Source organism: Kineosporia mesophila (genome assembly GCF_021129235.1).
Lineage (GTDB): Bacteria > Actinomycetota > Actinomycetes > Actinomycetales > Kineosporiaceae > Kineosporia > Kineosporia mesophila.
The window spans coordinates 36,638-62,164 of sequence record NZ_JAJOMA010000001.1; the positions used below are offsets into that span (position 1 = coordinate 36,638).

Genomic DNA, 25,527 nt, shown 5'->3' on the forward strand with positions numbered 1-25,527 from the left:
CCTTTTCGCGAGGCTAGAGGCTGAGGACTCGTAACCTACTCCGCACCCTGTTGATCTGCGCGCCGCGGGCCCGTGATCTTCCCCGGGTCGGGCCAGATCCGGAACAGCACCACGGCCAGCACGTCGTCGTCCGGCACCGCGCCCACCTGCCAGGAGTCGACGCCCTCGGCCGGGTTGTCGCGTTCCACCCACCAGCCGCCGTCCTCGCGGAACGAGAGCCGTTTCACCGAGAGCGGCCGGTCGCCGGGCAGGCGCACCACCGCCACGCGGCCCACCTGGGGCCGTGCTCCCCAGTGCACCAGCAGCCGGTCGCCGTCCCGCAGGGACGGTTCCATCGAACGGCCGCGCACGATCACCTGGCCGATCGGCAGCAGTGGCCGGTGCACCGTAGGGGAGCTCATCCGCGTCCTCAGTCTTGATCTTTTCATTGATGACGAAAGGTGGGGCCGGTTACACCGTACGTGCTCGTAGGGGCGCATCGCTGTGCCACGATGAGCGCCACGGGTCACCCCCGTTCACCTGGGCCGGTGGCGCCACCCCGCCGCCCGCGTATCTCCCGCCCTCTCACTGCGCGCGTATCGCCGCATCCTGGCGGTCTTTTCGTCGTTCCCACCGACCTGTCCAGACCTGTCCCGAGGTGCTCGCGTGACCATCGACATGCCCACCGGTACTGATTCCGACATTCCTACCGTGACCGCCCTGGCCCCGGTGTTCGCCCTGCATCGGGGCGGCAAGATCGAGACCGCGCTGCGGGTGCCCCTGCAGACCCGCGACGACCTGTCACTCGCCTACACGCCGGGGGTGGCCGAGGTCTGCCTGGCCATCGCCGCCGACCCGGACCTGCTCGACGTCTACACCGGTCGCGGCAACACGGTCGCGGTGGTCTCCGACGGCACGGCCGTGCTCGGCCTCGGCAACATCGGCCCCGGCGCCGCGATGCCCGTGATGGAGGGCAAGGCGATGCTGTTCAAGCACTTCGCCGGCATCAACGCCGTGCCGATCTGCCTGGACACCACCGATCCGGACGAGATCGTCGACACCGTCGCCCGGCTGGCCCCGACCTTCGGCGGCATCAACCTGGAGGACATCGCCGCGCCGCGCTGCTTCGAGATCGAGGCCCGGCTGCGCGAGCGGCTCGACCTGCCGGTGTTCCACGACGACCAGCACGGCACCGCGGTGGTGGTGCTCGCGGCCCTGACCAACGCCGCCCGGGTGACGGGGCGGGACCTGGCCGGGCTGAAGGTCGTCGTCGCCGGGGCGGGTGCCGCGGGAGTGGCCATCGCGGCCATTCTCGCCGGGGCCGGCATCCTCGACATCGTGGTGTGCGACAGCCGGGGCGTGCTGGCGCCGGGCCGGGCGCATCTGGCCGGGTACAAGGAAGGCCTCGCGGAGCGCTCCAACCCGCGTCGGCTGAGCGGTGGCCTGGCCGTGGCGATGGAAGGGGCCGATGTCTACATCGGGGTCAGCGGAGGCCAGGTGCCCGAGCCGGTGGTGGCCTCGATGGCGCCCGGGGCGATCGTGTTCGCGCTGGCCAATCCCACGCCCGAGGTGCATCCGGACCTGGCCCACCGGTACGCCGCGGTGGTGGGTACCGGGCGCAGCGACTTCCCCAACCAGATCAACAACGTGCTCGCCTTCCCGGGCATCTTCCGCGGCGCGCTCGACGTGCGGGCCACGGCCGTCACCGAGGGCATGAAGCTGGCCGCGGCCCGGGCGATCGCGAACTGTGTGGAGCACCCCACCGCGGGTGAGGTGGTACCCAGTGTCTTCGACGAACGCGTGGCCGGAGCGGTGGCGAGGGCAGTCGGGCAGGCGGCGCGGGACGAAGGGGTGGCCCGGGGCTGACCCTGTGTGACGGCAAACTCGGACCTGAACGGCATTTGTTGGGCAACCAGTTGCATAAGGTTGCCCGTGCGCGGAAGAGTTCGCATCACACTTCGGCTCCCACCCCTGTGAAGGCTCATGGACGAGAATCGACCGGTCGTATCCGGGGCACCTCGGGAAGATTCCTTCGACATCGCTGTGCGAGGTTTCAACCGGCAGCAGGTCATGGAGTACATGACCCGCACGCACGCGTTACTCAGCACCCTCGAGCGGCAGCTCGCGGTGGCGCGGGCCGAGGGCCAGCGCGCCCGCGCCGGGGCCGAGGCCGCCGTCGCGGAGACCCAGAGGCTGCAGGCCCAGGTCGAGGAACTGCGCGACGCGCCCAAGCCGCAGCCGGTGCACGCCGAGCTCAGCGACCGGATGTCGCAGATCCTGCGGCTGGCCAACGAGGAGGCCGAGCAGGAGCGTTCGCGCGCCAGCGACGACATCATCCGGCTCCGGCAGGAGACCCAGGTCGAGGCCGAGCGCATCGTCACCCAGGCCCGGGCCGAGGCCCAGCAAGACCTGGAGCAGGCCCGCGCGAGTGCCGTGCAGGAGCTGACGATCGCCCGCGAGACGGCTACGCGGGAGGTGAACGAGGCCCGGCAGGCCGCCGAGAACGAGCTGACCCGCGCCCACAGCGAGGCCGAGATCACCATCACCTCGGCCCGCACCGAGGCCGATCAGCTGCGGCTCGACTCCGTGCGGCACGCCGAGCACCTGATCGACGACGCCCAGCGCCGCTCCGGTGCCGTCAACGGCCTGGCCGCCCAGCGTCTCGACGCGCTCACCGGCACTCACAGCGAGGCCCTGAACCGGCTCGCCCAGATCCGCGACGTGCTCAGCCAGCTGCTCAGCGCCGATGCCGCGGCCGGTTCGCTGTCCGCCGCGGTCGAGGCCGCCATGAACAACCGCGACGAACAACGGCCCGAGGGTGAGCCGGTCGAGGGGGAGATCTACGACGACGCCCTGCCGCCCGACCTGCACGAGGTCATCGACGTGCGCGACGACTACTCCTCGCACGGGCACTCCGGCAGCCACGCGACCATCGACGACGACCTCAACATCGATCCGCGCGATCCCCTCGGAACCGGTCAGATCGATCTACGTGGTGTGAGGGTGGTCACAGGACCGGCCTAGAGGTCGTGGGGGCGGCAGGACTAGCGTCGTCCCCATGCTGGCTGCCTTCGTCACCAGAACCGATGCCGACGACCCGCTCTCCGCACTACAGGTCGCAGAGCGCCCCGCCCCGGACGTGCCCGAAGGCTGGGCCCGGGTCCGGCTGAAGGCCGCCAGCCTGAACCATCACGATCTGTGGAGCCTGCGCGGGGTCGGCCTGCCCGACGAGCGCCTGCCGATGATCCTGGGCTGCGACGGCGCGGGCCTCGACGACGACGGCAACGAGGTCATCGTGCACGCCGTCATCAGCGATCCGGACTGGAAGGGCGACGAGACCCTCGACCCGCGCCGCAGCCTGCTCTCCGAGCTGCACCAGGGCGCGCTCGCCGACGAGGTGATCGTGCCGAAGAGCAACCTGGTGCCCAAGCCGGCCGGGCTGAGCTGGGAAGAAGCCGCCTGCCTGCCCACGGCCTGGCTCACCGCCTACCGCATGCTCTTCACCCAGGGCCAGGTGCTTCCCGGCCAGACCATCCTGGTGCAGGGCGCGGGTGGTGGGGTCGCGACGGCGCTGATCGCGCTCGGCCGGGCCGCGGGGGTGCGGGTCTGGGCGACCAGTCGCGACGAGGGCAAACGGACGCGGGCGGTACAGCTGGGTGCCGATCGCGCCTTCGAGAGCGGGGCCCGGCTGCCCGAGCGGGTGGACGCGGTGATGGAGACCGTGGGCGCGGCCACCTGGAGTCACTCGGTGAAGTCGCTGAAATCCGGCGGGGCGATCGTGATCTGCGGTGCCACCAGCGGCGCCGCCCCGAAGAACGCCGAGCTCAACCGCATCTTCTTCCTGCAACTACGGGTGCTCGGGTCGACCATGGGCACCCGCGAGGAACTCGGCCGCCTGGCGAACTTCCTGCTCACCAGCGGGGTGCGCCCGCGGATCGACACGGTGCTGCCCCTGGAACGCGCTCGCGAGGGATTCGAGAAGCTCGCGTCGGGAGACGTGGTGGGCAAGGTCGTGTTCACGCGCTGAAAATGGAGGTCCCCCAGCCCTGGAGGGCCGGGGGTGCTCCCAGCGTGCCCGCTCCCCTTCGGGGAGCCGAGCGGGCACGCGTGTCTTCAGGCAATTTCTTTCTAGGGCCGGGGCACGCCGAGCCACTCGTACCAGCCGTTGTGCAGCACCAGCCAGGCGATCAGGCCGTAGCCGGCCTGGCGCGGGTGCTCCCCGTCGCCGGAGGCCAGGTCGGTGAGCCAGTCCTCGTGCGCGTAGAGCGGGTCGAAGCAATCCACGTAGGGCACGCTGCGACGGCGGCAGACGTCACTGAAAGTGGCTGACAGCTCTTCGATCCGGAGGTTCAGCGCGTGGTCGGCGGCCGGGGGCGGGCCGACCACGAAGGCGGGCAGCCGTCGGGCGTGCGCGTCGTCGAGCATGTTGGCGAGGTTCAGCCGCGAGCGCGGGATGCTCAGGCCGGCCTCGATGTCGGCCCGGCCCAGGCCGATCACCACGCGGTGTTCGCCCTGGTGGTCGCCGAAGCGGCGCCCGGCCTCCGACCACCAGCGGGTGCCCAGGTCGGCCGTGTTCTCCCCGGGAACACCGAGAGTGTAGACGGACAGGGCCATCTCGTCCTGAGGGGTGCGCGCCGCGACCCGGCCCACCCAGCCCAGCGCCTTGGGGTCGCCCACCCCGGAGACCAGCGCGTCACCGACGACGCAGATCCTCACCTCCGGTGCACCGGCGGGGGTGCTGGAGGCTAGGCGCAATCGGCTCACTGGACCTCGTCGTCATCGTCGTCGAGCCGGGCCAGCCAGGTGGCCAGTCGCTCGACCGGGGTCTCGAAATCCGGGTTGAGGTCGACGAAATGCTTCAGCTGCTCGGCCAGCCAGGCGAACGACACTTCTTCGTCCCCACGGCGCTGCTCGAGCTCCTCGATCCCTCGGTCGGTGAAGTACATGGTCGTATTCTGTCCGACTTCATCCGCAAGATCTCGTAGGTGGACCGGTTGAGTAGTGCGATTTCGCTGAAACGGCTCCGCACCCACATGGATGCGGAGCCGTTTCGCGTTGTCCCGCTTAGCGGTTGAACGCCTGAGCGATCAGGGCCGCCTGCTCGGCCTGGTGCTTCTTGGCCGAACCGGTGGCCGGGGAGGCCGCCGCGGGGCGGGAGATGCGCAGCAGCGGACGCCCGCCCAGGTCTTGCGGAAGGCTCAGGGCGATCGACGGCCAGGGACCCTGGTTCGCCGGCTCGTCCTGCACCCAGACCAGCTGGGCGTCGCGGTACGGCTGGATGGCCGCCTGCACACCCTCGGCGTCGAGCGGGTAGAGCTGCTCCAGCCGCACGATCGCGGTGCTGGTGTCACCACGCTTGGTGCGCTCCGCTACCAGGTCGTGGTAGATCTTCCCGCTGCACAGCAGCACCCGGTCGACCTGCCCCAGCTTGGCGTTGTCGGGGATGACCGGGAGGAACTCACCGTTGGTGAACTCCTCGATCGGCGACACGGCGGCCTTCAGGCGCAGCATCGACTTGGGTGTGAACACCACCAGCGGCTTGCGCGGCTTGGCGTAGGCCTGACGGCGCAGCAGGTGGAAGTAGCTGGCCGGGGTCGACGGCTGGGCGACGAACATGTTGTTCTCGGCGCACAGCTGCAGGTAGCGCTCGATGCGGGCGCTGGAGTGGTCCGGCCCCTGGCCCTCGTAGCCGTGGGGGAGCAGCAGCGTCACCGACGACCGCTGGCCCCACTTCTGCTCGGACGAGGAGATGAACTCGTCGACGATGGTCTGGGCGCCGTTGGCGAAGTCACCGAACTGCGCCTCCCAGAGCACCAGGGCGTCGGGCCGCTCGACCGAGTAGCCGTACTCGAAGCCCATCGCGGCGAACTCGGACAGCAGCGAGTCGTAGATCCAGAACTTGCCCTGGTTCTCGTTCAGGTTGAGCAGAGGGGTCCATTCCTCGGCCGTGATCTTGTCGGTCAGCACCGCGTGCCGCTGGGTGAACGTGCCGCGCCGGGTGTCCTGCCCGGTGAACCGGATGTTGGTGCCCTCCATCAGGATCGATCCCAGCGCCAGCAGCTCGCCGAACGCCCAGTCGACCCCGCCGTCGGAGGCCATCGTGGCCCGGCGCTCCAGCAGCGTCTGCAGCTTCGGGTGTACCGAGAAGCCCGCGGGCGGCGAGACGTACGCGTCGCCGATCTGCTTCAGCACCTCGGCCGGGACCGCGCTGGTGTGGCCGTTGCCGGCGTTGCTGTCCTGCTGCTGCGCCTTGGGCAGGTCGAGACCGGCCGTGACGTCGCGGTTCACCGTGGGCGGGTGGTTCACCGTGTCGCGGGTCTCGGCGAAGACGCGCTCCAGCTGCTGCTGGTAGTCGCGCAGCGCCTGCTCCGCCTCTTCCACGGTGATGTCACCGCGCCCGATCAGGCCCTCGGTGTAGAGCTTGCGAACGCTCCGCTTGGCCTCGATCAGGTTGTACATCAGCGGCTGGGTCATCGAGGGGTCGTCGCCCTCGTTGTGGCCGCGGCGGCGGTAGCAGACCATGTCGATGACGACGTCCTTGTCGAACGCCATCCGGAACTCGAAGGCCAGCTGGGCCACCCGGACACAGGCTTCCGGGTCGTCCCCGTTCACGTGGAAGATCGGCGCCTGGATCATCCGGGCGGCGTCGGTGCAGTAGACCGACGAGCGCGAGGAGGAGGGGGCGGTGGTGAAGCCGACCTGGTTGTTGATGACGACGTGCACCGTGCCGCCGGTGCGGTAACCCCGCAGCTGCGACAGGTTCAGCGTCTCGGTGACCACACCCTGCCCGGCGAACGCCGCGTCGCCGTGCATCAGCACCGGCAGCACCGAGAAGATCTCGCCCTGCCGGTTCAGCCGGTCCTGCTTGGCCCGGGCCACACCCTCGAGCACCGGGTTGACCGCCTCCAGGTGGGAGGGGTTCGCGGCCAGGTAGACCTTGGTCTTCTCGCCGGTCTCGGCGGTGTAATGACCCTCGGTGCCGAGGTGGTACTTCACGTCGCCGGAACCCTGCACGCTGCGCGGGTCCTGCTGACCCTCGAACTCGCGGAAGATCTGGCCGTAGCTCTTGCCCGCGATGTTGGCCAGCACGTTCAGCCGGCCGCGGTGCGGCATGCCGATGCAGACCTCGTCGAGCTTCTCCCGGGCGGCGTTCGACAGCAGCTCGTCGAGCAGGGCGATGACCGACTCGCCGCCCTCGAGGCTGAAGCGCTTCTGGCCGACGAACTTCGTCTGCAGGAAGGTCTCGAACGCCTCGGCCGCGTTGAGCCGGCCGAGGATGCGCAGCTGCTCCTCGCGGGTCGGCTTGGCGTAGGGCCGCTCCAGCCGGGCCTGCAGCCAGCGCCGCTGCTCCGGGTCCTGAATATGCATGTACTCGATACCGACCGTGCGGCAGTAGGTGTCGCGCAGCACGCCGAGGATGTGGCGCAGCTTGGCCACTGGCTTGCCGCCGAAACCGCCTGTCGGCACCTCGCGTTCGAGGTCCCAGAGGGTCAGGCCGTGGGTGGTGATGTCGAGGTCGGGGTGACGGCGCTGCTTGTACTCCAGCGGGTCGGTGTCGGCCATCAGGTGGCCCCGGACCCGGTAGGAGTGGATCAGCTCCTGCACCCGCGCGGTCTTGTTGATCTGGTCGTCGTGCGACACCGAGATGTCGCGCACCCAGCGCACCGGCTCGTAGGGCAGGCGCAGCGAGCGGAAGACCCGGTCGTAGAAACCGTCCTCGCCCAGCAGCTTGCTGTGCACCACGCGCAGGAACTCGCCGGACCCGGCGCCCTGGATGATGCGGTGGTCGTAGGTGGAGGTCAGCGTCATCATCTTGCTGACCGCCAGGCGGGCGATGGTCTCTTCCGACGCGCCCTGGTACTCGGCCGGGTAGTCCATCGCGCCGACGCCGATGATGGCGCCCTGGCCCTTCATCAGCCGCGGCACGGAGTGCACGGTGCCGATGGTGCCGGGGTTGGTCAGGCTCAGCGTGGTGCCGGCGAAGTCGTCGGCCCCGAGCTTGCCGTTACGGGCCCGGCGCACGACGTCCTCGTAGGCCGCCCAGAACTCGGCGAAGTCCATGCCGTCGCAGTGCCGCACGTTCGGCACCAGCAGCTGGCGCGTGCCGTCCGGCTTGGGCATGTCGATCGCGATACCGAGGTTGATGTGGGCCGGCTGCACGATCGCCGGCTTGCCGTCCTCCTCGGTGTACGAGGTGTTCATCGACGGCATCAGTTCCAGCGCCTCGACGAGGGCGAAACCGATCAGGTGGGTGAACGACACCTTGCCGCCGCGGGAGCGGGCCAGGTGATTGTTGAGCACGATCCGGTTGTCGATCAGGAGCTTTGCCGGGACGGCCCGCACGCTGGTGGCGGTGGGCACCTCCAGGCTGGCTTCCATGTTCGTCACGACCCGGGCCGCCGGGCCCTTCAGCCGGGTGACCTGCGGGGCGTCCCGGTTGGTCTTCGCCGGGGCGGCGGCCGCCGGTTCCCGGGGGGTGCGGGCGGCCGGCAGGGTGGCCGGCTGCTGCGCGGGCTTCCTGGCCGGGGTGCTCGTTGAGTTCGTTGAGTTCGGGGTGGTCGTGGCACTGGCTGCGGGGGCGGGCTGCGCCGGTGTCGCCTCGTTCGGCCTGGTCTCGCTCCGGCCGGCCGGGGTGGCCGGGGCGGTAACAGGTGGGGCCGCAGGCTTCGGTGGCTGCAGCGCGGCGGTCGCGACCGGACGGCCTTCGGCCGCCCCGTTCGGGCCCGTCGCAGGAATGGTGTCCGAGGGATCCGAGGTGGTCTCGTCAGGCTGCCGGGAGCTGGCCCGCAGGTGCGGGGTCTCGCTCGGCTGGTAGTCCGCGAAGAATTCCCACCAGGCGGGATCCACCGAGGACTTGTCTGACAGGTACTGCTGGTACAGCTCGTCGACCAGCCACTCGTTCGGTCCGAACTCGGTCACCACAGGCTCGGAGGACACGGCGAGAATCGCCTTCTTTCAGTGCGGGGCTGAAGGGTGTGTCAACCCTAACCCGATCGAGTGGGAGTGCGAGGGATTAGCACTTCCACTCGGCGCCGCCGCGGGGTGGGCTGCGCCACGACCTGCCGTAAGATGGATTTACCATGCCTCCACGAAGGTGCCGGCCTGTGGCCGGCTTACCCCAGTCCTGTACGTCGCCGTCGCGCCAACGTCGCGCGGCATCCACCAGCGGCTCGCACCGAGCGCCGTCCGGAACGGCCCGCTCGGGCCCGCTTCCGACTGCTCCGGCGCCTGCCCCCGAGTTCGGCCCGAACGGGCACAGCCGGTCGCGGAACGTCTCGTTCCGCCGCGGCGTCACAGTCTTATGACCGAATGGATCCTGCTCGGCCTCGGCGTACTGCTCACGCTGGGAACCGCGATCTTCGTCGCGGCCGAGTTCTCCCTGGTCGCGCTCGACCGCTCCACCGTCGAGCGGGCGATCGAGTCCGGCGACAAGCGCGCCGTCGGCGTTCTGGCCGCCATCCGTACCCTTTCCACCCAGCTGTCCGGGGCCCAGGTCGGCATCACGATCACCACGCTGGTGGTCGGTTACCTGGTGCGGCCGTCCCTGGCGTCGCTGCTCGAGGGCCCGGCCGAGGCTGTCGGCCTGGAGGGCGCGGCCGTCGGGTCGGTGAGTGTCGCGATCGCGCTGATCATGGCCACCGGCTTCTCCATGGTCGTCGGCGAGCTGATCCCGAAGAACCTGGCGATCTCCGTGCCGCTGCCCACGGCCCGGGTGGTCGCGGGCCCGCAGCGGGCGTTCTCCACGGTGATGAAGCCCCTGATCACCGTGCTCAACGGCTCGGCGAACCGGCTGCTGCGCCTGGTCGGCGTGGAGCCGCAGGAAGAGCTGTCCGCGGGCCGTTCGCCCGAGGAACTGGCCGCGCTGGTGCGGCACTCGGCCGCGGCCGGCACGCTCGACCAGCAGACGGCCACGCTGCTCACCCGGTCGCTGGGCTTCTCCAGCCGCTCGGCGGCCGACGTGATGACCCCGCGGGTGCGCATGCTGGTGCTGCAGAAAGAGGATGCGGCCTCGGCCGTCATCACCATGGCGCGCCGCACCGGGCACTCCCGGTTCCCGGTGGTCGACGGTGACCTCGACGACGTCGTCGGTGTCGTGCACCTGAAGAGCGCGGTGGCTGTTCCGATGGAGCGCCGCGACGAGGTGCCGGTCGCCGCGATCATGTCCGAGGCACTGCGTGTGCCGGAGACCATGCGGCTCGACCCGCTGCTCGTCGAGCTGCGGGCCCTGGGCCTGCAGCTGGCCGTGGTGGTGGACGAGTACGGCGGCACCGCGGGCGTCGTCACCCTCGAGGACGTGGTCGAGGAGCTGGTCGGCGACGTGTCCGACGAGCACGACCGCAGCCGCCCGGGCATCGTGCGCCGGCGCGACGGGGCCTGGCTGGTGCCGGGCCTGATGCGGCCCGACGAGGTGCGTGAGCGTACCGGGGTGGGTGTGCCGGACGGGCACGCCTACGAAACTCTCGGCGGGTTCGTCATGGCCGGTCTCGGGCGGATCCCGGTGGTCGGTGACGAGGTGCTGCTGGACGACGGGCGGGTGCGGGTCGAGCGGATGGACGGACGCCGGGTCGACCGGGTCCGGCTGGTGCTGGCCGAGGGAGCTGCCCCGGTGCGTGGTCAGGAGACCCGCACCCGTTCGGTCCTCACGTCCTCGGGAGGGGAGCGCTCATGACCAACCTGCTCATCGCCCTCCTGCTGCTGGCCCTCAACGCCTTCTTCGTCGGTGCCGAGTTCGCCGTCATCTCGGCCCGGCGCAGCCAGGTCGAGCCGCTGGCCGACGCCGGCAGCCGGGCGGCGAAGACCGCGATGGTCGCCATGGAACAGGTCTCGCTGATGCTGGCCTGCTGCCAGCTGGGCATCACGATCGCCTCGCTCGGCCTCGGTCTGGTGGCCGAGCCGGCGATCGCGCACCTGATCGAGGCCCCGGCCGAGGCGGCGCACCTGCCTGAGGGCCTGATCCACCCGATGGCCTTCGCCATCGCCCTGGCCGTCGTCAGTTACCTGCACGTGGTGCTGGGCGAGATGGTGCCGAAGAACCTGGCCCTGGCCGGCCCCGACCGGGCCGTGCTGCTCCTGGCCCCGCCGCTGATGGCGGTGGCCCGGGCCACGTCGCCCGTGATCCGGCTGCTGAACTGGTTCGCCAACCACGCGGTGCGGCTGCTGCGGGTCGAGCCGAAGGACGAGGTGGCCTCCACCTTCACCGCCGACGAGGTGGCGTCCATCGTCAACGAGTCGACCCGTGAGGGTCTGCTCGACGACCATGGCCTGCTCACCGGCGCCCTGGAGTTCAGCGAGCTCTCCGCCGGCGACCTGATGATCCCGGTGGGCCGGCTGGTCACCGTGCCGGTCGGCAGCACGCCGGCCGAGGTCGAGCGGCTGGTCACCCGCACCGGGTTCAGCCGTTTCCCGGTGGTGCGGTCGGTGACCGGTGAGCTCGAGGTGCTGGGCTACCTGCACCTGAAAGACCTGCTCTATGCCGACGACGAGCGTCACACCCTGCCGATCCCGGAGAAGCGGGTGCGGTCGCTGGTGTCGGTCAGCGGTGAGGACGAGGTGGAGGAGGCCCTGGCGACGATGCAGCGGGCGGGCAGTCACCTCGCCCGGGTCGTCGACCACGAGGGCCGCACGCTGGGCGTGCTCTTCCTGGAAGACGTGCTCGAGGAGCTCGTCGGTGAGGTCCGTGACGCCACCCGTCGCGATCAGGAGCGGGCACCGGCCAAGGCCTGACGATTGGTGGCACTGATCAGTCGTGGTGGTCAAGAGGCTCATTTCCCGGCAGCCCGGGGAGTGAGCCTCTTCACGTGGATCCGGCGTAACGGCTTAATGGCACTGCGCGATAAAAGTCCGGACGCGCCGTCGTCCCGCAGGTTTCAGACGCTTCGATCGAGGTTCTGACTGCGAATGGCACAGCGGGGTGTCACTGAGTTCCGTGCCACATCAAGATTTTCACGATGTGTCACTGATCGGATTCGATCCGTGCTCGGTGTCACGGAAGTGATAACACTGGGTTGAGGATTTCATGCTCCAAGTGCGGGATATTGGACGTCGTACGAACGGGTTAAGACCCGCAGCGCGTCTCGACTTGATTTACCCCACCCCGTGGCCTTTATAGTTCCGTGACTCATCACCCAGAGTGCGGTTGGTAGGAACCCCCTCCACCTCCTTCAGCCTCCAGGAGGATCACCAGTGCCGTCGCATCGCGCCGACACAGCTGCCCCTGCGTTACGTCCCAGAAACAACAAGGGATCGCGGTCCACCGGACCGCAGCGTCGTTCAGGTTCCAGCTCTGCCCGTCGTCCCATCGGTAAGCCCCGCTCATCGCTGAGCGCCCCCCAGGTCGGCATCGCCGGCGCGCTGGGCATCGCCACGATCGCCGCACCCATCAGTGGTGCGATGGCCGACCCGATGCCGCAGGCGAAGGTCAACCAGATCAGCAGCACGGTCGCCAGCGTCAGCACGGTGGCCTTCCCGACCCGGGCCGACGCCGCGGGTGTCGGGGTCACGACCCTCAAGGTCGTCACCACCGACTCGGTCTCGGCCGACACGCCCGACCTGCTCGCCGCGCCCAAGACGATCATCGTCGACCGGGCCTCGCGCTCGGGTGAGCGTTCGGTGCTCCCCGGTTGCAGCGGTGTGCCGACCACGAGCACCGCGAGCAACGGTCAGCTCCCGGACAGCTCGCTCTGCACGCTGTGGGACACGAACCACCGTCTGCGCGCCGATGCCGCTGTCGCCCTGGCGAAGCTCAACATCGCGTACAAGCAGCAGTTCGGCGACGACATGTGCCTGACCGACTCGTACCGCTCGCTCAGCCAGCAGTACTCGGTGAAGGCCCGTAAGCCCACGCTCGCGGCCGTTCCCGGTACCAGCGAGCACGGCTGGGGTCTGGCCGTCGACATGTGTGACGGCGTCGAGACCGGTAGCGGTGCCCGCTTCCAGTGGCTCGTCGACAACGCCGCGTCGTACGGCTGGGACAACCCCAACTGGGCGAAGACCGGTGGTGGCGGCCCCTACGAGCCATGGCACTGGGAGTACACCGCCGGAGAATGATCCGGCGCTGCGCTCTGTGTTTTCTTCATGATATGAACCCGCGGCCGGTGTTTCGGCGACTCCAGCAGCGGCCCGGCTCGCGCGTTTCGGCAGTTCTCCCCTGACCGTGGGGAGAGATTCACGGACAGGCTGCCGGTTCGCTGCGGATGACCGTCCCCGGGGCGGCCGAATCACCGGCCGCGGGTAGTTCTTGTTAAAGGCTTTGAGGAGAGGGGGCCCGCTTCAGGGGCGGGCCCACCTCTTCTGGTGGCTCCACCGATCCTGCGATGCTCATCGCAGGACCAGGAGCTCGTCCCATATTTTCTTAACTATCTGGTCGGTGTCGCACGACTCCCGTGCCGACCCCGGTCGGGAGAACACCGGCTCGGGTCGAGTGGCCCTCATCGTGTTCCCTCTGGCATTTCGTGCCGCTCTGGATTTTTGCCCGTGGAGTGCGCCGTCTTCAGGACGCCTGCCGTGGGGTGTTGCTGTCGTGCCGTGTGACTGTGGTGCTGGCCGTTCACGTGACCCTGGTGCGGCCCCGAACGGGCTCGACTCGGCTGTCAGGTTCTGGCGCTTCTAGGTACTGGTACTGCTCAGCGGGGGGAATTGCTGGTTTCAGCTGGCTTCGCGCAGCTGAGCTTCTTTGCGGGCCTCACGACGCTCTTTGCGCTCCGCCGTGTAGATACCCTCGCGGTCTTCCTCGGTGAGACCGCCCCACACACCGTACGGCTCCCGCACCGACAGGCCGTGCTCACGGCACTGCTGCATGACCGGGCAGCCGGCGCACACGGCGACCGCTGCGGCGTCACGCTTGTGACGGGCCGGGCCACGCTCGCCTTCGGGGTGGAAGAAGAGCTGGGGATCGGCCTCGCGGCACGAACCCTGGTACTGCCACTCCCACACGTCGGCGACGGGGACGGGGAGACGAGAGAGCTCAGCCATGGGAAACCTCCGCTGTGTTGCAGTGACCAGCCCCTCGGCTGATCGAGTGGTTAGACCTTACTAACCGAGTCAGCAATTGTTCAAGCCCTTCGATCCGAAACTTGTTCAGGGGTACTTCAAGGTTCAGTGATCCGAGGTGAACGGTTTGCCGCGGAAGGCGGGCCGGGGGTGGTTCGCGGCCTTGGCGAGGTTTCGGAAATGGGGCTTTGACCTGCGGTTTCATGAGAGTTGACCACGGAACGATCAAGGCCGGACAGCTGCTGTTCACCTGCCTGAACAGGTTGTTCATGGGGACGTTGCGGGTGCATCGCTTCGCACGGATCGCTGCACGAAGCGGTCAACGGCGAAGCGATTCACCGGCGTGTCACGCTCGTGCAACGATTCGCGAGCCCCTTCGGGCGGTCGCTGAAGCGATTCGCGTGAAGCGGTTCGGGAGGGTGTGGAGCGTTTCGGGGCGGTCTGATGCGCTCTGGCCCGCTGGAGCGCTTCAGACCGGCGCGAGGAAACCGGTCACGGTCTCCAGCGTGCGCGGCTCCCGCAGGATCGTGCCGTGCGTTGCGCCGTCCACCACGAGAAGTTGTGCATCGGGCAGCACTTCGTGCACGTGCAGCGCAGTGGTCACGCGCTCGAGGTCCAGGGAGCCGACGATCATCTGGGTCGGTATGTCGAACCGTTTCAGCGTCTCGTCATCCACACCCGGGTCCTCTTCCGCGCGGGACATGTAGGCAGCGAGTGCCACGGGATCGTTCGCGGAGAAGGCGTGGCGGGTGGCGGCGTCGAGCGGTGCACCGGTGTGGGCCTGCCAGCCCCGGAGGAACCCGTCCATCCCCTCTTCCTCCAGGGTCGCGATGCAGCCGGGGAAGAAGACGCGGTCGAACGTGCCCCGGACCGTGCTCGCGGCACCGGCGATGCTGACGAATCGATGCAGCCGTTCCGGGTGGGCGGCGGCCAGGGAGAACCCGACCCGCCCGCCGAGCGAGTAGCCGACGTAGTCCGCCGTCGGGGTCCCGGTCTTATCCAGCACCGCGACAAGGTCCGCCACGAACGAGTCCAAGCCGTACGCGGAAGCCTGGTGCGGGCCCTCGCTACGCCCATGGCCCCGCAGGTCCACCGTGATCACCCGATGCGTGTGGGTGAGGGCGCGGACGTACCCGAAGCCCCGCCAGATCGCCTGGGACAACGCGGTGCCGTGGGACATCAGCACAGCTGGAGCCGCCTCGTCACCCGAGTCGCACGGAAAGGTGCGGTAGACGATGCGCGTGCCGTCGGCAGGGCTGACCACGGATTCCACGAGTACGACGGTACTGGGCCGTGCCGGCATCCCCGCGGTGCGCGGTGCCACTCGACTAGTTGTTCGTGATCATGCAAAGTCTCCCCGGTTGCCACCATGGGAGGGAGGCCTCAGGGGGAAGAGCGGCACCTCGCCAGGTAGGCAGGGATCGGCTGCGCCCAGGCGGCTCCAGATCTGCTCTGGCTCAAGCTCCGGCGCGGGGCTTCTCCTGGCTCGAAGGCTCGAAGGCTCGAAGGCTCGAAGGCTCGAAGGCTCGAAGGCTCGAAGGCTCGAAGGCTCGAAGGCTCGAAGGCTCGAAGGCTCTGAGGGTCTGAGGGTCTCCGGTGGCTTCGACTGGGTCGCCTGGGCGGTGGTCACGAACCTCGACCGGTTCCCGCTCAAGCTGCATCAATCGCTGGGTGAGTTTCGTGCGCCCTGACCGCACGGAACCTACCCAATGATGTTCAAAGCCTTGTGGGGCAGCTCAATATGCGCCCGACTGTACGTGATGACACCGGTGCTGATTCCCGCCGCCTTGACCAGCCGTACTCGACCAGTCGGATACGGTGCCTCGGCGAGCGTCCGGCGCGCACTTCACCGCGCCCGGCACCCACCTCGTCCGGCAGCCACCTCGTCCGGCAGCCACCTCGTCCGGTAGCCACCTCGTCCGGTAGCCACCTCGTCCGGTAGCCACCTCGTCCGGTAGCCACCTCGTCCGGTAGCCACCTCGTCCGGTAGCCACCTCGTCCGGTAGCCACCTCGTCCGGTAGCCACCTCGTGCGGCGGCCACTTCGTCCGGCACCCACCGCGCTTTGCCCAACGCCCACCGCACCGCAGTATTGCCTCGCGGCCGATCGGGGCGCCGGGTTGCTCAATCTTCGAAAGGGCTCAGCGGCGGGGAATTTCGGGGGAGGCGGAGTCGAGAGGGACGGCGTGGGCCCGGACCAGGTTCAGTTCGGCGGACTCCCGGGGGAGCACGGTGTTGAGAGCCCACTCGGCGGCGGTGCGGACGCGGTTCCCGGGCATCGAGAGCAAATGGTAGCCGCGGGTCACTGCCTTGGCGGGGAAGCCGGACAGGGGGATCTGCAACGGGTTCGCGGCCGCCTGCGTTCCGCCGAGATCGACGACGAAGCCCAGGTCGTGGTGCTTGTAGGCCTTGCGCTCACCGTGCCCGAACGAGGCCGCGACGTTGGCCGCGGCGCGCTTGCCCTGACGGGTGGCGTGCTGGGCGGTCATCGCGGTGGCCTCACCGGGCCGGGTCAGATCGGGGACGGCTGCGATGTCTCCGCACGCGAAGATCTCGGGATGCCCTGGCACGTTGAGGTATTCGTCGACCACGAGGCGCCCCTTCTCGGCCGGCAGGCCCAGGTCGGACACCAGCGGATCGGGCTGCACCCCGACGCACCAGATCAGGCTGCGGGTGGGTACGAAGTCTCCGTTGGTGAGCAGAACACCCTCGGGTGTGGCCTCTTTCACCGATTCACCCATCATCACCTCGACACCGCGCCGGCGCAGCACCCGGTCTGACGATTCCGACAGCCGCTGGTCGAGCGTGGGCAGCACCCGCTCCGCGGTGTCGAGCAGCAGCCATCGCATCTTCTGCCCCGCCAACCGGGGCCGGTCGGCCAGCAGGGCATCCGTGATCAGAGGACCCTGCGCCGCCACCTCCGTGCCCGTGTACCCGGCACCGGCCACGACGAAGGTGCACCGCTGGTCACGCTCGGCCTGGTCGTCGGTGGTGTCGGCGAGCGCGATCTGCCGGACGATGTGGTCGCGCAGGTAAACGGCCTCGGGGATACCGCGGAAACCGTGGGCGTACTCGTCCACACCCGGCACCGGCAGCAACTTGTTCACGCTTCCCGCAGCGATCACGAGCCGGTCGTAGCCCAGCGTGCCCTTCCGATCCTCGGCATCGACGTAGGTCACCGCCCGGGCCGCGAGGTCGATGCCCTCTACCGACCCGAGCACGAGCCGCACCTTCGGCAGCGCGTGCGACAGGGACACTGTGACCCGCCGGGGATCGAGTGTCCCTGCCGCCACCTCGGGCAGGAGCGGCAGGTAGAGGAAGTAGTTGGTCGGATTGATCAGGACGATCTCGGCAGCCTCACCCGCGGTCCGGCTCAGCCCACGGGCAGCCTCGAACCCGGCGAAGCCCGCGCCCACGACAATGATTCTCGCGCGCCGACGATGGGCGAAGGCGGCATCCGTCATCATGATGCGACCTTAGGTCGGACCTTGGCTACCTGCCTCTTCTGCTGCCACCTAAGCCGCGGCACCGGACGATTCCAGCTGCAACAGCGTCTGCTTGGCCACGGGCCCGCCGACGTACTGACCCATCGTGCCGTCGCTGCGCACCACCCGGTGACAGGGGACCACCACCGGCAGGGGATTGCGGGCGCAGGCCGTGCCCACAGCCCGCACGGCCTTAGGGCTGCCAGCGGCCACCGCGACGGCGGCATAGCTGGCCGTGCTGCCGTACGCGAGAGTCTGCAGGTGGGTGAGCACACTGTGCCGAAAACTGCCGGACGCCAGGCGAAGATCGAGCGTGAGGTCGAAACGGTGCCGGTCACCGTGCAGGTACTCGTCGATCTGGTGCGCGGCCAGGTCGAGCTGCGCCGGCGCGTGCAGAACCCGCGGACCGACACGATCGGCCAGATCGATCAGCACCTTCTCGTGCCCCTCCACCGCGAACGCGACCCGGACCAGCCCCTGCGGCGTCGCCGCCAGCAGCAACGGGCCCAGCTCCGTATCGATCGTGCGGTACGCGACATCGAGCAGCTCGTGCTCACCGGCCGCACGGGCGAGGCGCGCTCGCAACCTGGCCTGATGATCAGCGTGATCGGTGCGGGGCCCGAAGCCCTTCCCGTGCTCGGTCGGTCCACGGTCGAGCAGGTCGGTCAGCGCGTGTTCGACGGCACTCAACTCCACCGCGTCGAGCTCGGCCAGTTCTTCGGGGAACGCCTCGTCGGTGTCGGTCAGCACCGCGGCCTCCTTAGGCGTCGAAAGCGCGGCACGCTGGTGAAAAATGTTCACGGCGTCTCCAAGGTCAGGGCAGACTTCTGTGGCTGAAAAATGTTCCGCAGCGTGGCAATACCGTCAGCTGCGGCCCGGCGGGCAGCGGGCACCGAACAGCCGAGGATGGCGGCGACCTCGGCGTAGGGAAGCCCTGCCACATGGTGATAGGCGACGGCCTGGCGTTGTCGCAGGGGCAGGGCCAGCACGGCCGGCCACGGGTCGAGCAGGTGATCGGCGTTCGGTACGGCGCCGACCACCTCGGCCCCGTTCAGCTCGGCCTCGCGCCCTTGGGCGATGGTGTGGCCCAGCACGATCTCGTCGATGTCGGGTGCATCGTCAGGAGGATCGCTCCCGGCCGGGATCTGGGGCACCGGCACCGGGTGGCGCGAGGCCAACCGGATCTGATCGACGGCCTTGCGGTGGGCGATCGTGACCAGCCAGGCCTCGACGTCGCTGTCGGGAGCCAGTCGGGGATAGGCCCTCAGCGCGGCGAGAAAGGTCTCTGACCAGGCATCGTCGGCAGCGACCGGCCCGACGACAGCACGACAGACCCGCAGGACGGTGGGCCCGTGGCGCTCGACCACTCGCTCGAAAGGTTCTCGCTTCACAGTTGGTAAACGCCACCCAAGACCCGAACGTGAGGTCCCACCCCCGACAATTTCCGGGCACCCACCCATCCCCGGAACCGCCATGAGGATAGATGCCCCAGGAACCCGTCGTCCTGCGTCCACGCACCGAAGCCGACGTGACGACCGCGGCCGTACAGCTGCGCACCGTGCACGAACAGGACGGCTATCCCTCGCTCTGGCCGGACGATCCGCAGAAGTGGCTGAGCCCGCCGGGAACCGCCGCGGCCTGGGTGGCGGTGGAGACAGCCGACCGTGACCGCGTCCTGGGGCACCTGTGCGTCGTGACCGGTGTCGACGATCCCGCGGCGACGGCCCTGGCGAGGTCCACCGGCCGGACCGAAACGGAACTGGCGGGCGTCTCCAGATTGTTCGTCACCCCGGCCGCCCGGGGAAGAGGACTGCGCCTGGGCGAACGTCTGCTGGGGGAGGCCCGCGCCTGGGCCCGCGACCACCACCGTCTTCTGATGCTGGATGTGGTGGAGGACGGCGGATCGGCGGTGGCCCTGTACGAGCGCCTCGGGTGGCAGCAGGCCGACCGCCGGGTCGCGGACTGGGCCACCCCGGACGGTCGGTACCTGCCGATGCGGATCTACCTCGCCCCGCCCGACCACGACTGAACAGCCGTGGTCCTGCACCCCGCGAGCACCCCCTGAACCAGGACCGGATCCCGCGAACTTCCCTGGCCGGGACCCCGGCCTCCCGGTCGGGGCCGGATCGTGAAGGCCCGGTGAAGGGCCGGACGTGCTCCCGGCCCGGAAGACACGACGGCAAGGACATGTGCACCAAGTGTCCCGACATGATTCGATGCCGAAGTGAACTCCATCAGTCGGGGCTGGCTGGTCGTCATCCTGTTCGCCGGCGTTGCCCTGCTGCTCCTCATGGCACGTGGGTACGGCGGCAGCGGCGACATCAGGGGTTCGGTCGAGAGCGAGACGACCAACCCCGGGATCCCCTATGCCGGAACAGCCACCACATCGGGCGGATCGGCCGGGGCACCCGACGAACGACCGGCCGATCCCGGGCCCACCCGCAACGGCCGCCAGCCGGTCGGCAGCATCTACTCGACCGGTGAGCAGGTCTTGCCGATCGAGGGCAACACCAAGGACCTGGGCACCTACGTCGGCGACCGCGCCACGGCCCGCGCCGTGCCGGTGCAGTCGGTGGACGCGGACGAGGGGTTCTGGGTCGGTAGCGAGGGCGACCGGGTCTGGGTGCAGCTCGTCGGCCCGCCGCCGGAGTCCCCGTACCAGGTGCGGGCCGGTGACTCCGTCAGCTTCACCGGCACCGTGGTGAAGCACGACGCCGGCTTCGCGGCGCGCGTGGGCGTGAGCCGGGCCGACGGGTCGCGCTCGCTGACGTCGCAGGGAGCCCACATCGAGGTCCGCAAGAGCACCCTCACCCTCGCGCCCTGACCACCCGTCCGGGTCAGCGCGAACTTGAAGCGTTGACTACCTGGATCACCCGAACGGATCAGGGATGCCCTGCGCGTGGGGGCTCAGGCCGGGGCCCGATGTGTCGATAACCGGTGCGTGCCTCTCGCATCGACGGTTCTCGGAACCACACTCTCGCCCGGGAAGATCGATCCCCAGCCTCGTGCGGCCCGGCCCGAGTTCCGGCCGGACATCGAGGGCCTGCGGGCGATCGCGATCATCCTGGTGGTGCTCTACCACTGCGGTGTCAGCGCGTTCAGCGGCGGCTACGTGGGCGTCGACGTCTTCTTCGTCATCTCCGGCTTCCTCATCACCGGCCATCTGGCCCGTGAGGTGGAGTCGACGGGACACCTGCACATCGGCCGGTTCTACGCCCGCCGCGCGATGCGGCTGCTGCCCGCGGCCACGCTGACGACCGTCGCCACGCTGCTCGCGGCCTGGTGGTGGCTGCCCTCGGTGCGCCTGAAGGACATCGCCACCGACGGTCTGGCGGCCACCGGCTACGTGCTGAACTACCGCCTGGCCGCGACCGGCACGCAGTACCGCGGCGAGGGCGACCTCCCCTCCCCGCTGCAGCACTTCTGGTCGCTCGGCGTGGAAGAGCAGTTCTACCTGGTCATCCCGCTGCTGCTGGTGATCACGGCGGTGCTGGCGAAGCGCCGCTGGGCCTTCGTCGCGGTGATCGCGCTGATCACCGCGGCCTCGTTCGCCTGGTCGGTGATCTCCACCGGCCAGCTCGCCAACTGGGCCTACTTCGGCGCGCCGACCCGGGCCTGGGAACTCGGGGCCGGCGCTCTGCTCGCCCTCGCCCTGCCCCACACGCCCCGGCTGCCCGACCCCCTGGCCACCCTGCTGCGGCTGGTCGGACTGATCATGATCGTGGCCGCGGCCGTGAACTTCGACGAGCGCACCCCGTTCCCCGGCTATCACGCCGGGCTGCCGGTGATGGGCGCGTTCCTGGTCATCGCCGCGGGCCGGGCCACGAGCGGTCGTCTTCTCTGCCACGGCGCGATGCGGGCCGTCGGTGCCCGCTCCTACTCCTGGTACCTCTGGCACTGGCCGGTGCTGCTCATCGGCCCCTACGCGCTGGACGAGGACTTCGGCACCGGCAAGAAGCTCGCCGCCGCCGGCTGCGCCTACCTGATGGCCGTGATCAGCTTCGCGATGGTCGAGCGGCCTATGCACGAGGTGGGGCGCGAACGCTCCGGCTGGGGCCGCAACGCCATCACCGGGCTGTGCCTGATGGCCGTCGCCGCAGTGCTGGCGCTGCTGCTGCCGGTTCTTCCCGACCGCACCCCGCACGGCACGGTGAACGCGGGCCGGGTGGAGCTGACCGGCAGCACGACGGCCCGCGAGAAGCAGCTGGAGCGCCGGCTCACCGCGGCCATGGAGAACGACGCGCTGCCGAAGAACCTCACACCGAGCCTGGAGAACGCGGCCCACGACCTGCCGCCGGTCTACTTCGACGGCTGCCACCGCGAGCTCAAGGGGGTGACCGCCCCGCGTTCGTGCGAGAACTTCGGCGACTCCTCCTCGAAGAAGAAGGTGGTGCTGTTCGGAGACTCGCACGCCGCGCAGTGGTGGCCGGCGATGAACCAGATCTCGAAGCAGAAGAAGTGGCGCCTGGCGAGCTTCACCAAGAGCGCCTGCACCGCGGCCGATGTCACGATCTACCTGGAACTGGTGAAGCGTAACTACACCGAGTGCGTCCAGTGGCGGAAGAACACCATTGCCCGCATCAACCAGATGAAGCCGGCCATGGTGGTGATGTCGTCGAACGCCGATGGCGGCGAGGCCCTCAACGGTGACGGATCACAGGACGAGCGCTGGGTGGACGGCTGGCGTCGCAACGCCGAGGCGATCCAGGCCTCGGGCGCCCAGGTGGTCTACCTGGACGACAGTGCCTGGCCGAAGGTGAACGTGCCGGAATGCCTTTCGACCAAGCCCACCAATATCTCCGAGTGCGCCGCCAGTGAGCGCCAGGCCACCACCGCCCCCGACCGGCGCAAGCTGCTCCGGGAGATGTTCGAGGACATCGGTGGCACGGTCATCGACACGATGCCCTGGTTCTGCGCGAAGAAGGGCTGCCCGACCGTGGTCGGCGACATGCTCGTCTACCAGGACGACAGCCACGTCACCCAGGTCTACGCCAAGTTCCTGGCACCCATCCTCGGCGAGAAGCTCCGGCTGAAGTAGTTACTCGCCCACCCAGCCGTGCCGCCGGGCCATCGTGAGCACCGCCCGGCGCAGCTGGGAGATCTGCTCACCGGTCAGGCTGGGCACCGATTCCAGGCACAGCTCCACCACCTCGACACCGAGGGCGTCGGGCGTGAGCGGGGCCAGGCCGGCGCCGTTGACCGGAGCAGCACCGTTGATCACACTCAGCACCTGGGCCGGGCTCGCGCCGTTCGCCGTGCGTTGGGGGGCGATCGTTGCCGGGGCGTGGGACGCGGCGGCCACGGTGGCCGGGGTCACCATCGGTGGGGCGGCAGTGGCCACCGAGCCGTTGGCCGCGCTGGTGTGTGGCTGGGCAGCCGGAACAGAGGACGAGGGATGCGGCTGCGGTGGAGTCGGCGCCGGTGGCGACGGGGCCGGGGTGGCCGGGCCGTGCGTGGCCGCAGCCTGCATCGCCGGAGAGGGCACGGGAGCCGGTTTCGTGACCGGCGCGGGAACTCCCGCACGGCCCTTGACCACCCGCACAGCCGTCGCCTTGAGGCCGCGCTCACCCTCGATCACGTCGAACTCGACCGGAACGCCCGGCTGGTACTGGTGTTTTTCCGCAAGCAACGCATTCGCGTGAAGAAAGACGTCTTCCCCACCCGAGTCCGGCGCAATGAAGCCGTACCCACGAATTTCGTCGAACCGCAAGATCTTTCCTGTCGCCACAGCAGTCGCATCCTTCTCGTCGTCAGGTGCGCGAGGTGGTCGATAATAGCGGATCCGTCCTCGCTGAATACTTCTGGCGGACACTCTTCCAGATAACAGAATGCCTGATCAGGGGGGTTGTGAGAACTTTCCGCCGGGGGCCGGAAATGACTCGCGAGTATCTTCGCGGGTGTAACGATGCCAGTGGGCTTTCGGTTCCGTTCAGGCCAGCGGTAAATCCGCCGAACGGCCCGACGCCAATGCCCGGAAGCGGGAGATCAGATCGGCCTGGCGGGACGGAAGAAACTCCTGAGCCAGAGCTGTCGCATCGTCGTAGGCGGAGATCAGGAGTTTCCGGGCAATGGGTTGTCCGGTGCTCTCGATCAACGTGAGTGTTGCCAGAGTGAGGGCGAATCGCAGCCGGGGCGGAAGTGCGGCCGTGTGCAGTGCGCCGTCCCGCGGAATGCTGGGCACGCACTCGCCGAGATGGCTCATCGCCGCTGAGGCCAGGGCGTGCCGGGCCTCCGGATCGTCCTCCCGGGCGCAGGCCAGCAGCGAGTTCTCGGCGGTGGCGATGCGCGGATCGGGCTCGGGTTCCGGGTCGCGGGAGTGAATCACCTCCAGCCGGTCGAGTCCCTCGTGGCCGCTGTGGATACTGCGGACGATCGGAGCGCCGGACGCGCCCGGCTCACCTGGTGCGGTGGGCGGCTGCCGGGTCGGTTGTGATGCCCGGGTGGCCCAGGGGCCGCGGTTGATCTGGGACGCACGGGACGACGGCGCGGAGTGCGAGGGGCGGGGCGCTGGCCCTGCCGACCCGGGCTGGGGAGGCCGGGCACGAGGGGTGCGCGCCCGGCGGAGCGACGGGTCCGAGGGCGGATCGCTGCGTGGAGAGCGGGTCGCGGGGGTCGGTGAGAGTGAGATCTGCGGGAACGAAGCGGCGTGGAACGGCGCCTGTGGGGGTGGAGCGAAAGGAAGGGACGGGGGTGCGTCCGGCGCGGGGGAGTCCCAGGCGCGGTCCTGTGCGGGTGGGCCCGAGAGGGACAGGTCCGGCGGATACGTGTCCGGGGAGAGCGGGTCCTGAGGACCGGAGCCGGATCGGCGCGTCTCGGGGAAGGGGTGAGGAGGGACGTGCGGCGGGAACGAGGGCGGTCGGGCCGGCTCCGGTGAGGCCACGTGTGAGTGGACGGAACGGGACGGTGCTGAGCGGGGCGGTGCTGAGCGGGACGGGCTCGGCGCAGCCGGGGGGAATGGAGCGGGGGCCTCGGGGCTGGGCGAAGAGATCGGCGACGGGAGCGAATCACGCTGGAAGGCAGAGGCTTCGGCGTCGGAGCGGAAGGTCTGGCCGGAGCCGGGTGTCCGAGGGGCATCGTTGCGCGGGTCGTCCGCTGACGTCGGTGCCGGCGGCTGCCAGGGGGCCCGGTCGGCCGAGCTGCGGGACTGCCGGGTGCGCGGGGAAGCGCCAGTGGGCCGCGCCTTTCCGGATGCGCGGGCCTGGTCGGGCTTATCGCTGGTCGCGGAGGTGCCCTCGGGAAGCGGGGTCTCGCCGGTCGGGAGGTCTGGTTCGGTCCGCAGATTCATTGCCGGTGTGGAGTTTTCGTGCTGCGCCGGATTCTTGCCGGGTGCCGGATTCCGGCCGGGCGCCTGCCTCCGGTCCAGCGCCGGGCGCGGAGCGCTCGTACCGGACGACGTGTAGCCGCCGCTGGTGTAGCCGCCACTGGTGAAACCGCTCGGGGCAGGGCGGTTGTGGGCCTGGTCACCGCGTTCGGGACGACGTGCCCGGGGCGTGGAGCGCGGCGGCCGCGGGCGGGAACGCGTCGGTTCGGCGGGCAGCGGTTCCTCCGGAGGCAGTGGTTCCGGAGGCGGAGATGCTTGAGGACGAGGTTCCTGGGGCGGCGCGGTCACGGTCGGCTGAGGGGGCCGAGGACTGGGCGGCTGGTCACCGAAGTCATCGAGGGCGGGGTCGGTGAGGTCCAGCGACGGCGGGAGGACCGGCGAGGAGACGGAGGTGATGCGGTGGGCCAGGGCGTCGGGATGCAGTACCCGGTAGCGCGGCGAGGCGGGGTGGGCCTGGTGGCGGGGGATCCGCTTGGTGAAGAGATCACCGTGCTCGTCCAGGACGATCAGCACCCGGGCCTCGTCGGTCTGGCAGTACGCGGCCACGGTCGCGGCGTCGAACTCCTGCAGTCCTGCCGCGGTCGACAGCACATCCACGTCGATCACGGCGGTGGCCCCCTCAGGCGTTCAGCTACTCCCAGCAATCATGAGGGGCCCATTCTCTCGACACACAGTGACCATGGTCCGAGCGACACGCCCTGAACTTCTGTTACTGGGGAGATTCGGCTGAACAGCTGGGACGCGCGGGCTGGAA

Annotated in this window: 20 protein-coding genes; 9 read left to right on the top strand and 11 right to left on the bottom strand. The window is 69.4% G+C overall.

Annotated features, from left to right (window positions below; genetic code table 11):
- Positions 1-35: 35 nt before the first annotated feature.
- The gene (locus LR393_RS00190) at positions 36-401 is read right to left on the bottom strand and encodes a S24 family peptidase (RefSeq protein ID WP_231480774.1); all 366 of its coding nucleotides are present in this window, start codon (positions 399-401) and stop codon (positions 36-38) included.
- Positions 402-657: 256 nt separating this feature from the next.
- Between LR393_RS00190 and LR393_RS00195 the strand changes: the two genes are divergently transcribed.
- From LR393_RS00195 to LR393_RS00205, 3 genes are all read left to right on the top strand, one after another.
- The gene (locus LR393_RS00195; protein WP_269326488.1) at positions 658-1,845 is read left to right on the top strand and encodes an NAD(P)-dependent malic enzyme; all 1,188 of its coding nucleotides are present in this window, start codon (positions 658-660) and stop codon (positions 1,843-1,845) included.
- Positions 1,846-2,058: 213 nt separating this feature from the next.
- On the top strand, positions 2,059-3,003 hold the full coding sequence (locus LR393_RS00200) for a coiled-coil domain-containing protein (protein WP_231480776.1): 945 nt from the start codon (positions 2,059-2,061) through the stop codon (positions 3,001-3,003).
- A 34-nt stretch (positions 3,004-3,037) separates the two neighbouring features.
- A complete protein-coding gene (locus LR393_RS00205) occupies positions 3,038-4,006 on the top strand; it encodes a zinc-binding dehydrogenase (RefSeq protein ID WP_231480777.1) in 969 nt (322 codons plus the stop codon).
- A gap of 101 nt (positions 4,007-4,107) precedes the next feature.
- Here the strand turns inward: LR393_RS00205 and LR393_RS00210 are convergent, their stop codons facing one another.
- From LR393_RS00210 to LR393_RS00220, 3 genes are all read right to left on the bottom strand, one after another.
- Positions 4,108-4,695 carry a GDSL-type esterase/lipase family protein gene (locus LR393_RS00210; protein WP_231480778.1) on the bottom strand — a complete coding sequence of 196 codons (588 nt, stop codon included), beginning with the start codon at positions 4,693-4,695 and terminating at the stop codon, positions 4,108-4,110.
- 44 nt (positions 4,696-4,739) lie between these two features.
- A complete protein-coding gene (locus tag LR393_RS00215) occupies positions 4,740-4,925 on the bottom strand; it encodes a DUF6104 family protein (RefSeq protein ID WP_231480779.1) in 186 nt (61 codons plus the stop codon).
- A gap of 118 nt (positions 4,926-5,043) precedes the next feature.
- Entirely contained in the window at positions 5,044-8,916 is a 3,873-nt protein-coding gene (locus tag LR393_RS00220) for a multifunctional oxoglutarate decarboxylase/oxoglutarate dehydrogenase thiamine pyrophosphate-binding subunit/dihydrolipoyllysine-residue succinyltransferase subunit (RefSeq protein WP_231480780.1), read from the bottom strand.
- Positions 8,917-9,280: 364 nt separating this feature from the next.
- Between LR393_RS00220 and LR393_RS00225 the strand changes: the two genes are divergently transcribed.
- The 3 genes from LR393_RS00225 to LR393_RS00235 all read left to right on the top strand — a co-directional run bounded on the left by LR393_RS00225 (position 9,281) and on the right by LR393_RS00235 (position 13,026).
- A complete protein-coding gene (locus LR393_RS00225; RefSeq protein WP_231480781.1) occupies positions 9,281-10,648 on the top strand; it encodes a hemolysin family protein in 1,368 nt (455 codons plus the stop codon).
- Positions 10,645-11,703: a hemolysin family protein gene (locus tag LR393_RS00230; RefSeq protein ID WP_231480782.1), complete on the top strand. Its 1,059-nt coding sequence runs from the start codon at positions 10,645-10,647 to the stop codon at positions 11,701-11,703. The genes LR393_RS00225 and LR393_RS00230 overlap by 4 nt, the downstream gene beginning before the upstream one ends.
- Positions 11,704-12,162: 459 nt before the next feature.
- On the top strand, positions 12,163-13,026 hold the full coding sequence (locus tag LR393_RS00235; protein WP_231480783.1) for a M15 family metallopeptidase: 864 nt from the start codon (positions 12,163-12,165) through the stop codon (positions 13,024-13,026).
- Between the two features lie 597 nt (positions 13,027-13,623).
- Here the strand turns inward: LR393_RS00235 and LR393_RS00240 are convergent.
- The 5 genes from LR393_RS00240 to LR393_RS00260 form a co-directional block, all read right to left on the bottom strand.
- On the bottom strand, positions 13,624-13,950 hold the full coding sequence (locus LR393_RS00240) for a WhiB family transcriptional regulator (RefSeq protein ID WP_231480784.1): 327 nt from the start codon (positions 13,948-13,950) through the stop codon (positions 13,624-13,626).
- A gap of 487 nt (positions 13,951-14,437) precedes the next feature.
- Positions 14,438-15,241 carry an alpha/beta fold hydrolase gene (locus LR393_RS00245; protein ID WP_231480785.1) on the bottom strand — a complete coding sequence of 268 codons (804 nt, stop codon included), beginning with the start codon at positions 15,239-15,241 and terminating at the stop codon, positions 14,438-14,440.
- Positions 15,242-16,108: 867 nt separating this feature from the next.
- Entirely contained in the window at positions 16,109-17,434 is a 1,326-nt protein-coding gene (locus tag LR393_RS00250; RefSeq protein ID WP_231480786.1) for an NAD(P)/FAD-dependent oxidoreductase, read from the bottom strand.
- A 48-nt stretch (positions 17,435-17,482) separates the two neighbouring features.
- Positions 17,483-18,037, bottom strand: coding sequence for a methylated-DNA--[protein]-cysteine S-methyltransferase (locus LR393_RS00255; protein ID WP_345718763.1), 555 nt, complete (start codon positions 18,035-18,037; stop codon positions 17,483-17,485).
- Between the two features lie 212 nt (positions 18,038-18,249).
- Positions 18,250-18,843 (bottom strand): RNA polymerase sigma factor, encoded by a 594-nt coding sequence (locus LR393_RS00260; RefSeq protein ID WP_231480788.1) that lies wholly within the window; start codon positions 18,841-18,843, stop codon positions 18,250-18,252.
- Between the two features lie 92 nt (positions 18,844-18,935).
- On the opposite strand from LR393_RS00260, the gene LR393_RS00265 reads away from it, so the two are divergent.
- The 3 genes from LR393_RS00265 (at position 18,936) to LR393_RS00275 (ending at position 22,490) form a co-directional block, all read left to right on the top strand.
- On the top strand, positions 18,936-19,481 hold the full coding sequence (locus tag LR393_RS00265; protein ID WP_231480789.1) for a GNAT family N-acetyltransferase: 546 nt from the start codon (positions 18,936-18,938) through the stop codon (positions 19,479-19,481).
- 195 nt (positions 19,482-19,676) lie between these two features.
- Positions 19,677-20,276: a hypothetical protein gene (locus LR393_RS00270; protein WP_231480790.1), complete on the top strand. Its 600-nt coding sequence runs from the start codon at positions 19,677-19,679 to the stop codon at positions 20,274-20,276.
- Between the two features lie 117 nt (positions 20,277-20,393).
- Positions 20,394-22,490 (top strand): acyltransferase family protein, encoded by a 2,097-nt coding sequence (locus tag LR393_RS00275; protein ID WP_231480791.1) that lies wholly within the window; start codon positions 20,394-20,396, stop codon positions 22,488-22,490.
- On the opposite strand, the gene LR393_RS34805 is transcribed toward LR393_RS00275, so the two are convergent.
- Positions 22,491-23,180 (bottom strand): cold-shock protein, encoded by a 690-nt coding sequence (locus LR393_RS34805; protein WP_331282890.1) that lies wholly within the window; start codon positions 23,178-23,180, stop codon positions 22,491-22,493.
- A gap of 201 nt (positions 23,181-23,381) precedes the next feature.
- Positions 23,382-25,379, bottom strand: coding sequence for a hypothetical protein (locus LR393_RS00285; protein ID WP_231480792.1), 1,998 nt, complete (start codon positions 25,377-25,379; stop codon positions 23,382-23,384).
- Between the last annotated feature and the right edge of the window lie 148 nt (positions 25,380-25,527).

What these genes read in the sequence shown, in the direction of transcription:
- LR393_RS00190 (WP_231480774.1), bottom strand. Translation starts at nt 401, where the DNA reads ATGAGCTCCCCTACGGTGCACCGGCCACTGCTGCCGATCGGCCAGGTG.
- LR393_RS00195 (WP_269326488.1), top strand. Translation starts at nt 658, where the DNA reads ATGCCCACCGGTACTGATTCCGACATTCCTACCGTGACCGCCCTGGCC.
- LR393_RS00200 (WP_231480776.1), top strand. Translation starts at nt 2,059, where the DNA reads ATGACCCGCACGCACGCGTTACTCAGCACCCTCGAGCGGCAGCTCGCG.
- LR393_RS00205 (WP_231480777.1), top strand. Translation starts at nt 3,038, where the DNA reads ATGCTGGCTGCCTTCGTCACCAGAACCGATGCCGACGACCCGCTCTCC.
- LR393_RS00215 (WP_231480779.1), bottom strand. Translation starts at nt 4,925, where the DNA reads ATGTACTTCACCGACCGAGGGATCGAGGAGCTCGAGCAGCGCCGTGGG.
- LR393_RS00225 (WP_231480781.1), top strand. Translation starts at nt 9,281, where the DNA reads ATGACCGAATGGATCCTGCTCGGCCTCGGCGTACTGCTCACGCTGGGA.
- LR393_RS00230 (WP_231480782.1), top strand. Translation starts at nt 10,645, where the DNA reads ATGACCAACCTGCTCATCGCCCTCCTGCTGCTGGCCCTCAACGCCTTC.
- LR393_RS00240 (WP_231480784.1), bottom strand. Translation starts at nt 13,950, where the DNA reads ATGGCTGAGCTCTCTCGTCTCCCCGTCCCCGTCGCCGACGTGTGGGAG.
- LR393_RS00250 (WP_231480786.1), bottom strand. Translation starts at nt 17,434, where the DNA reads ATGATGACGGATGCCGCCTTCGCCCATCGTCGGCGCGCGAGAATCATT.
- LR393_RS00265 (WP_231480789.1), top strand. Translation starts at nt 18,936, where the DNA reads ATGCCCCAGGAACCCGTCGTCCTGCGTCCACGCACCGAAGCCGACGTG.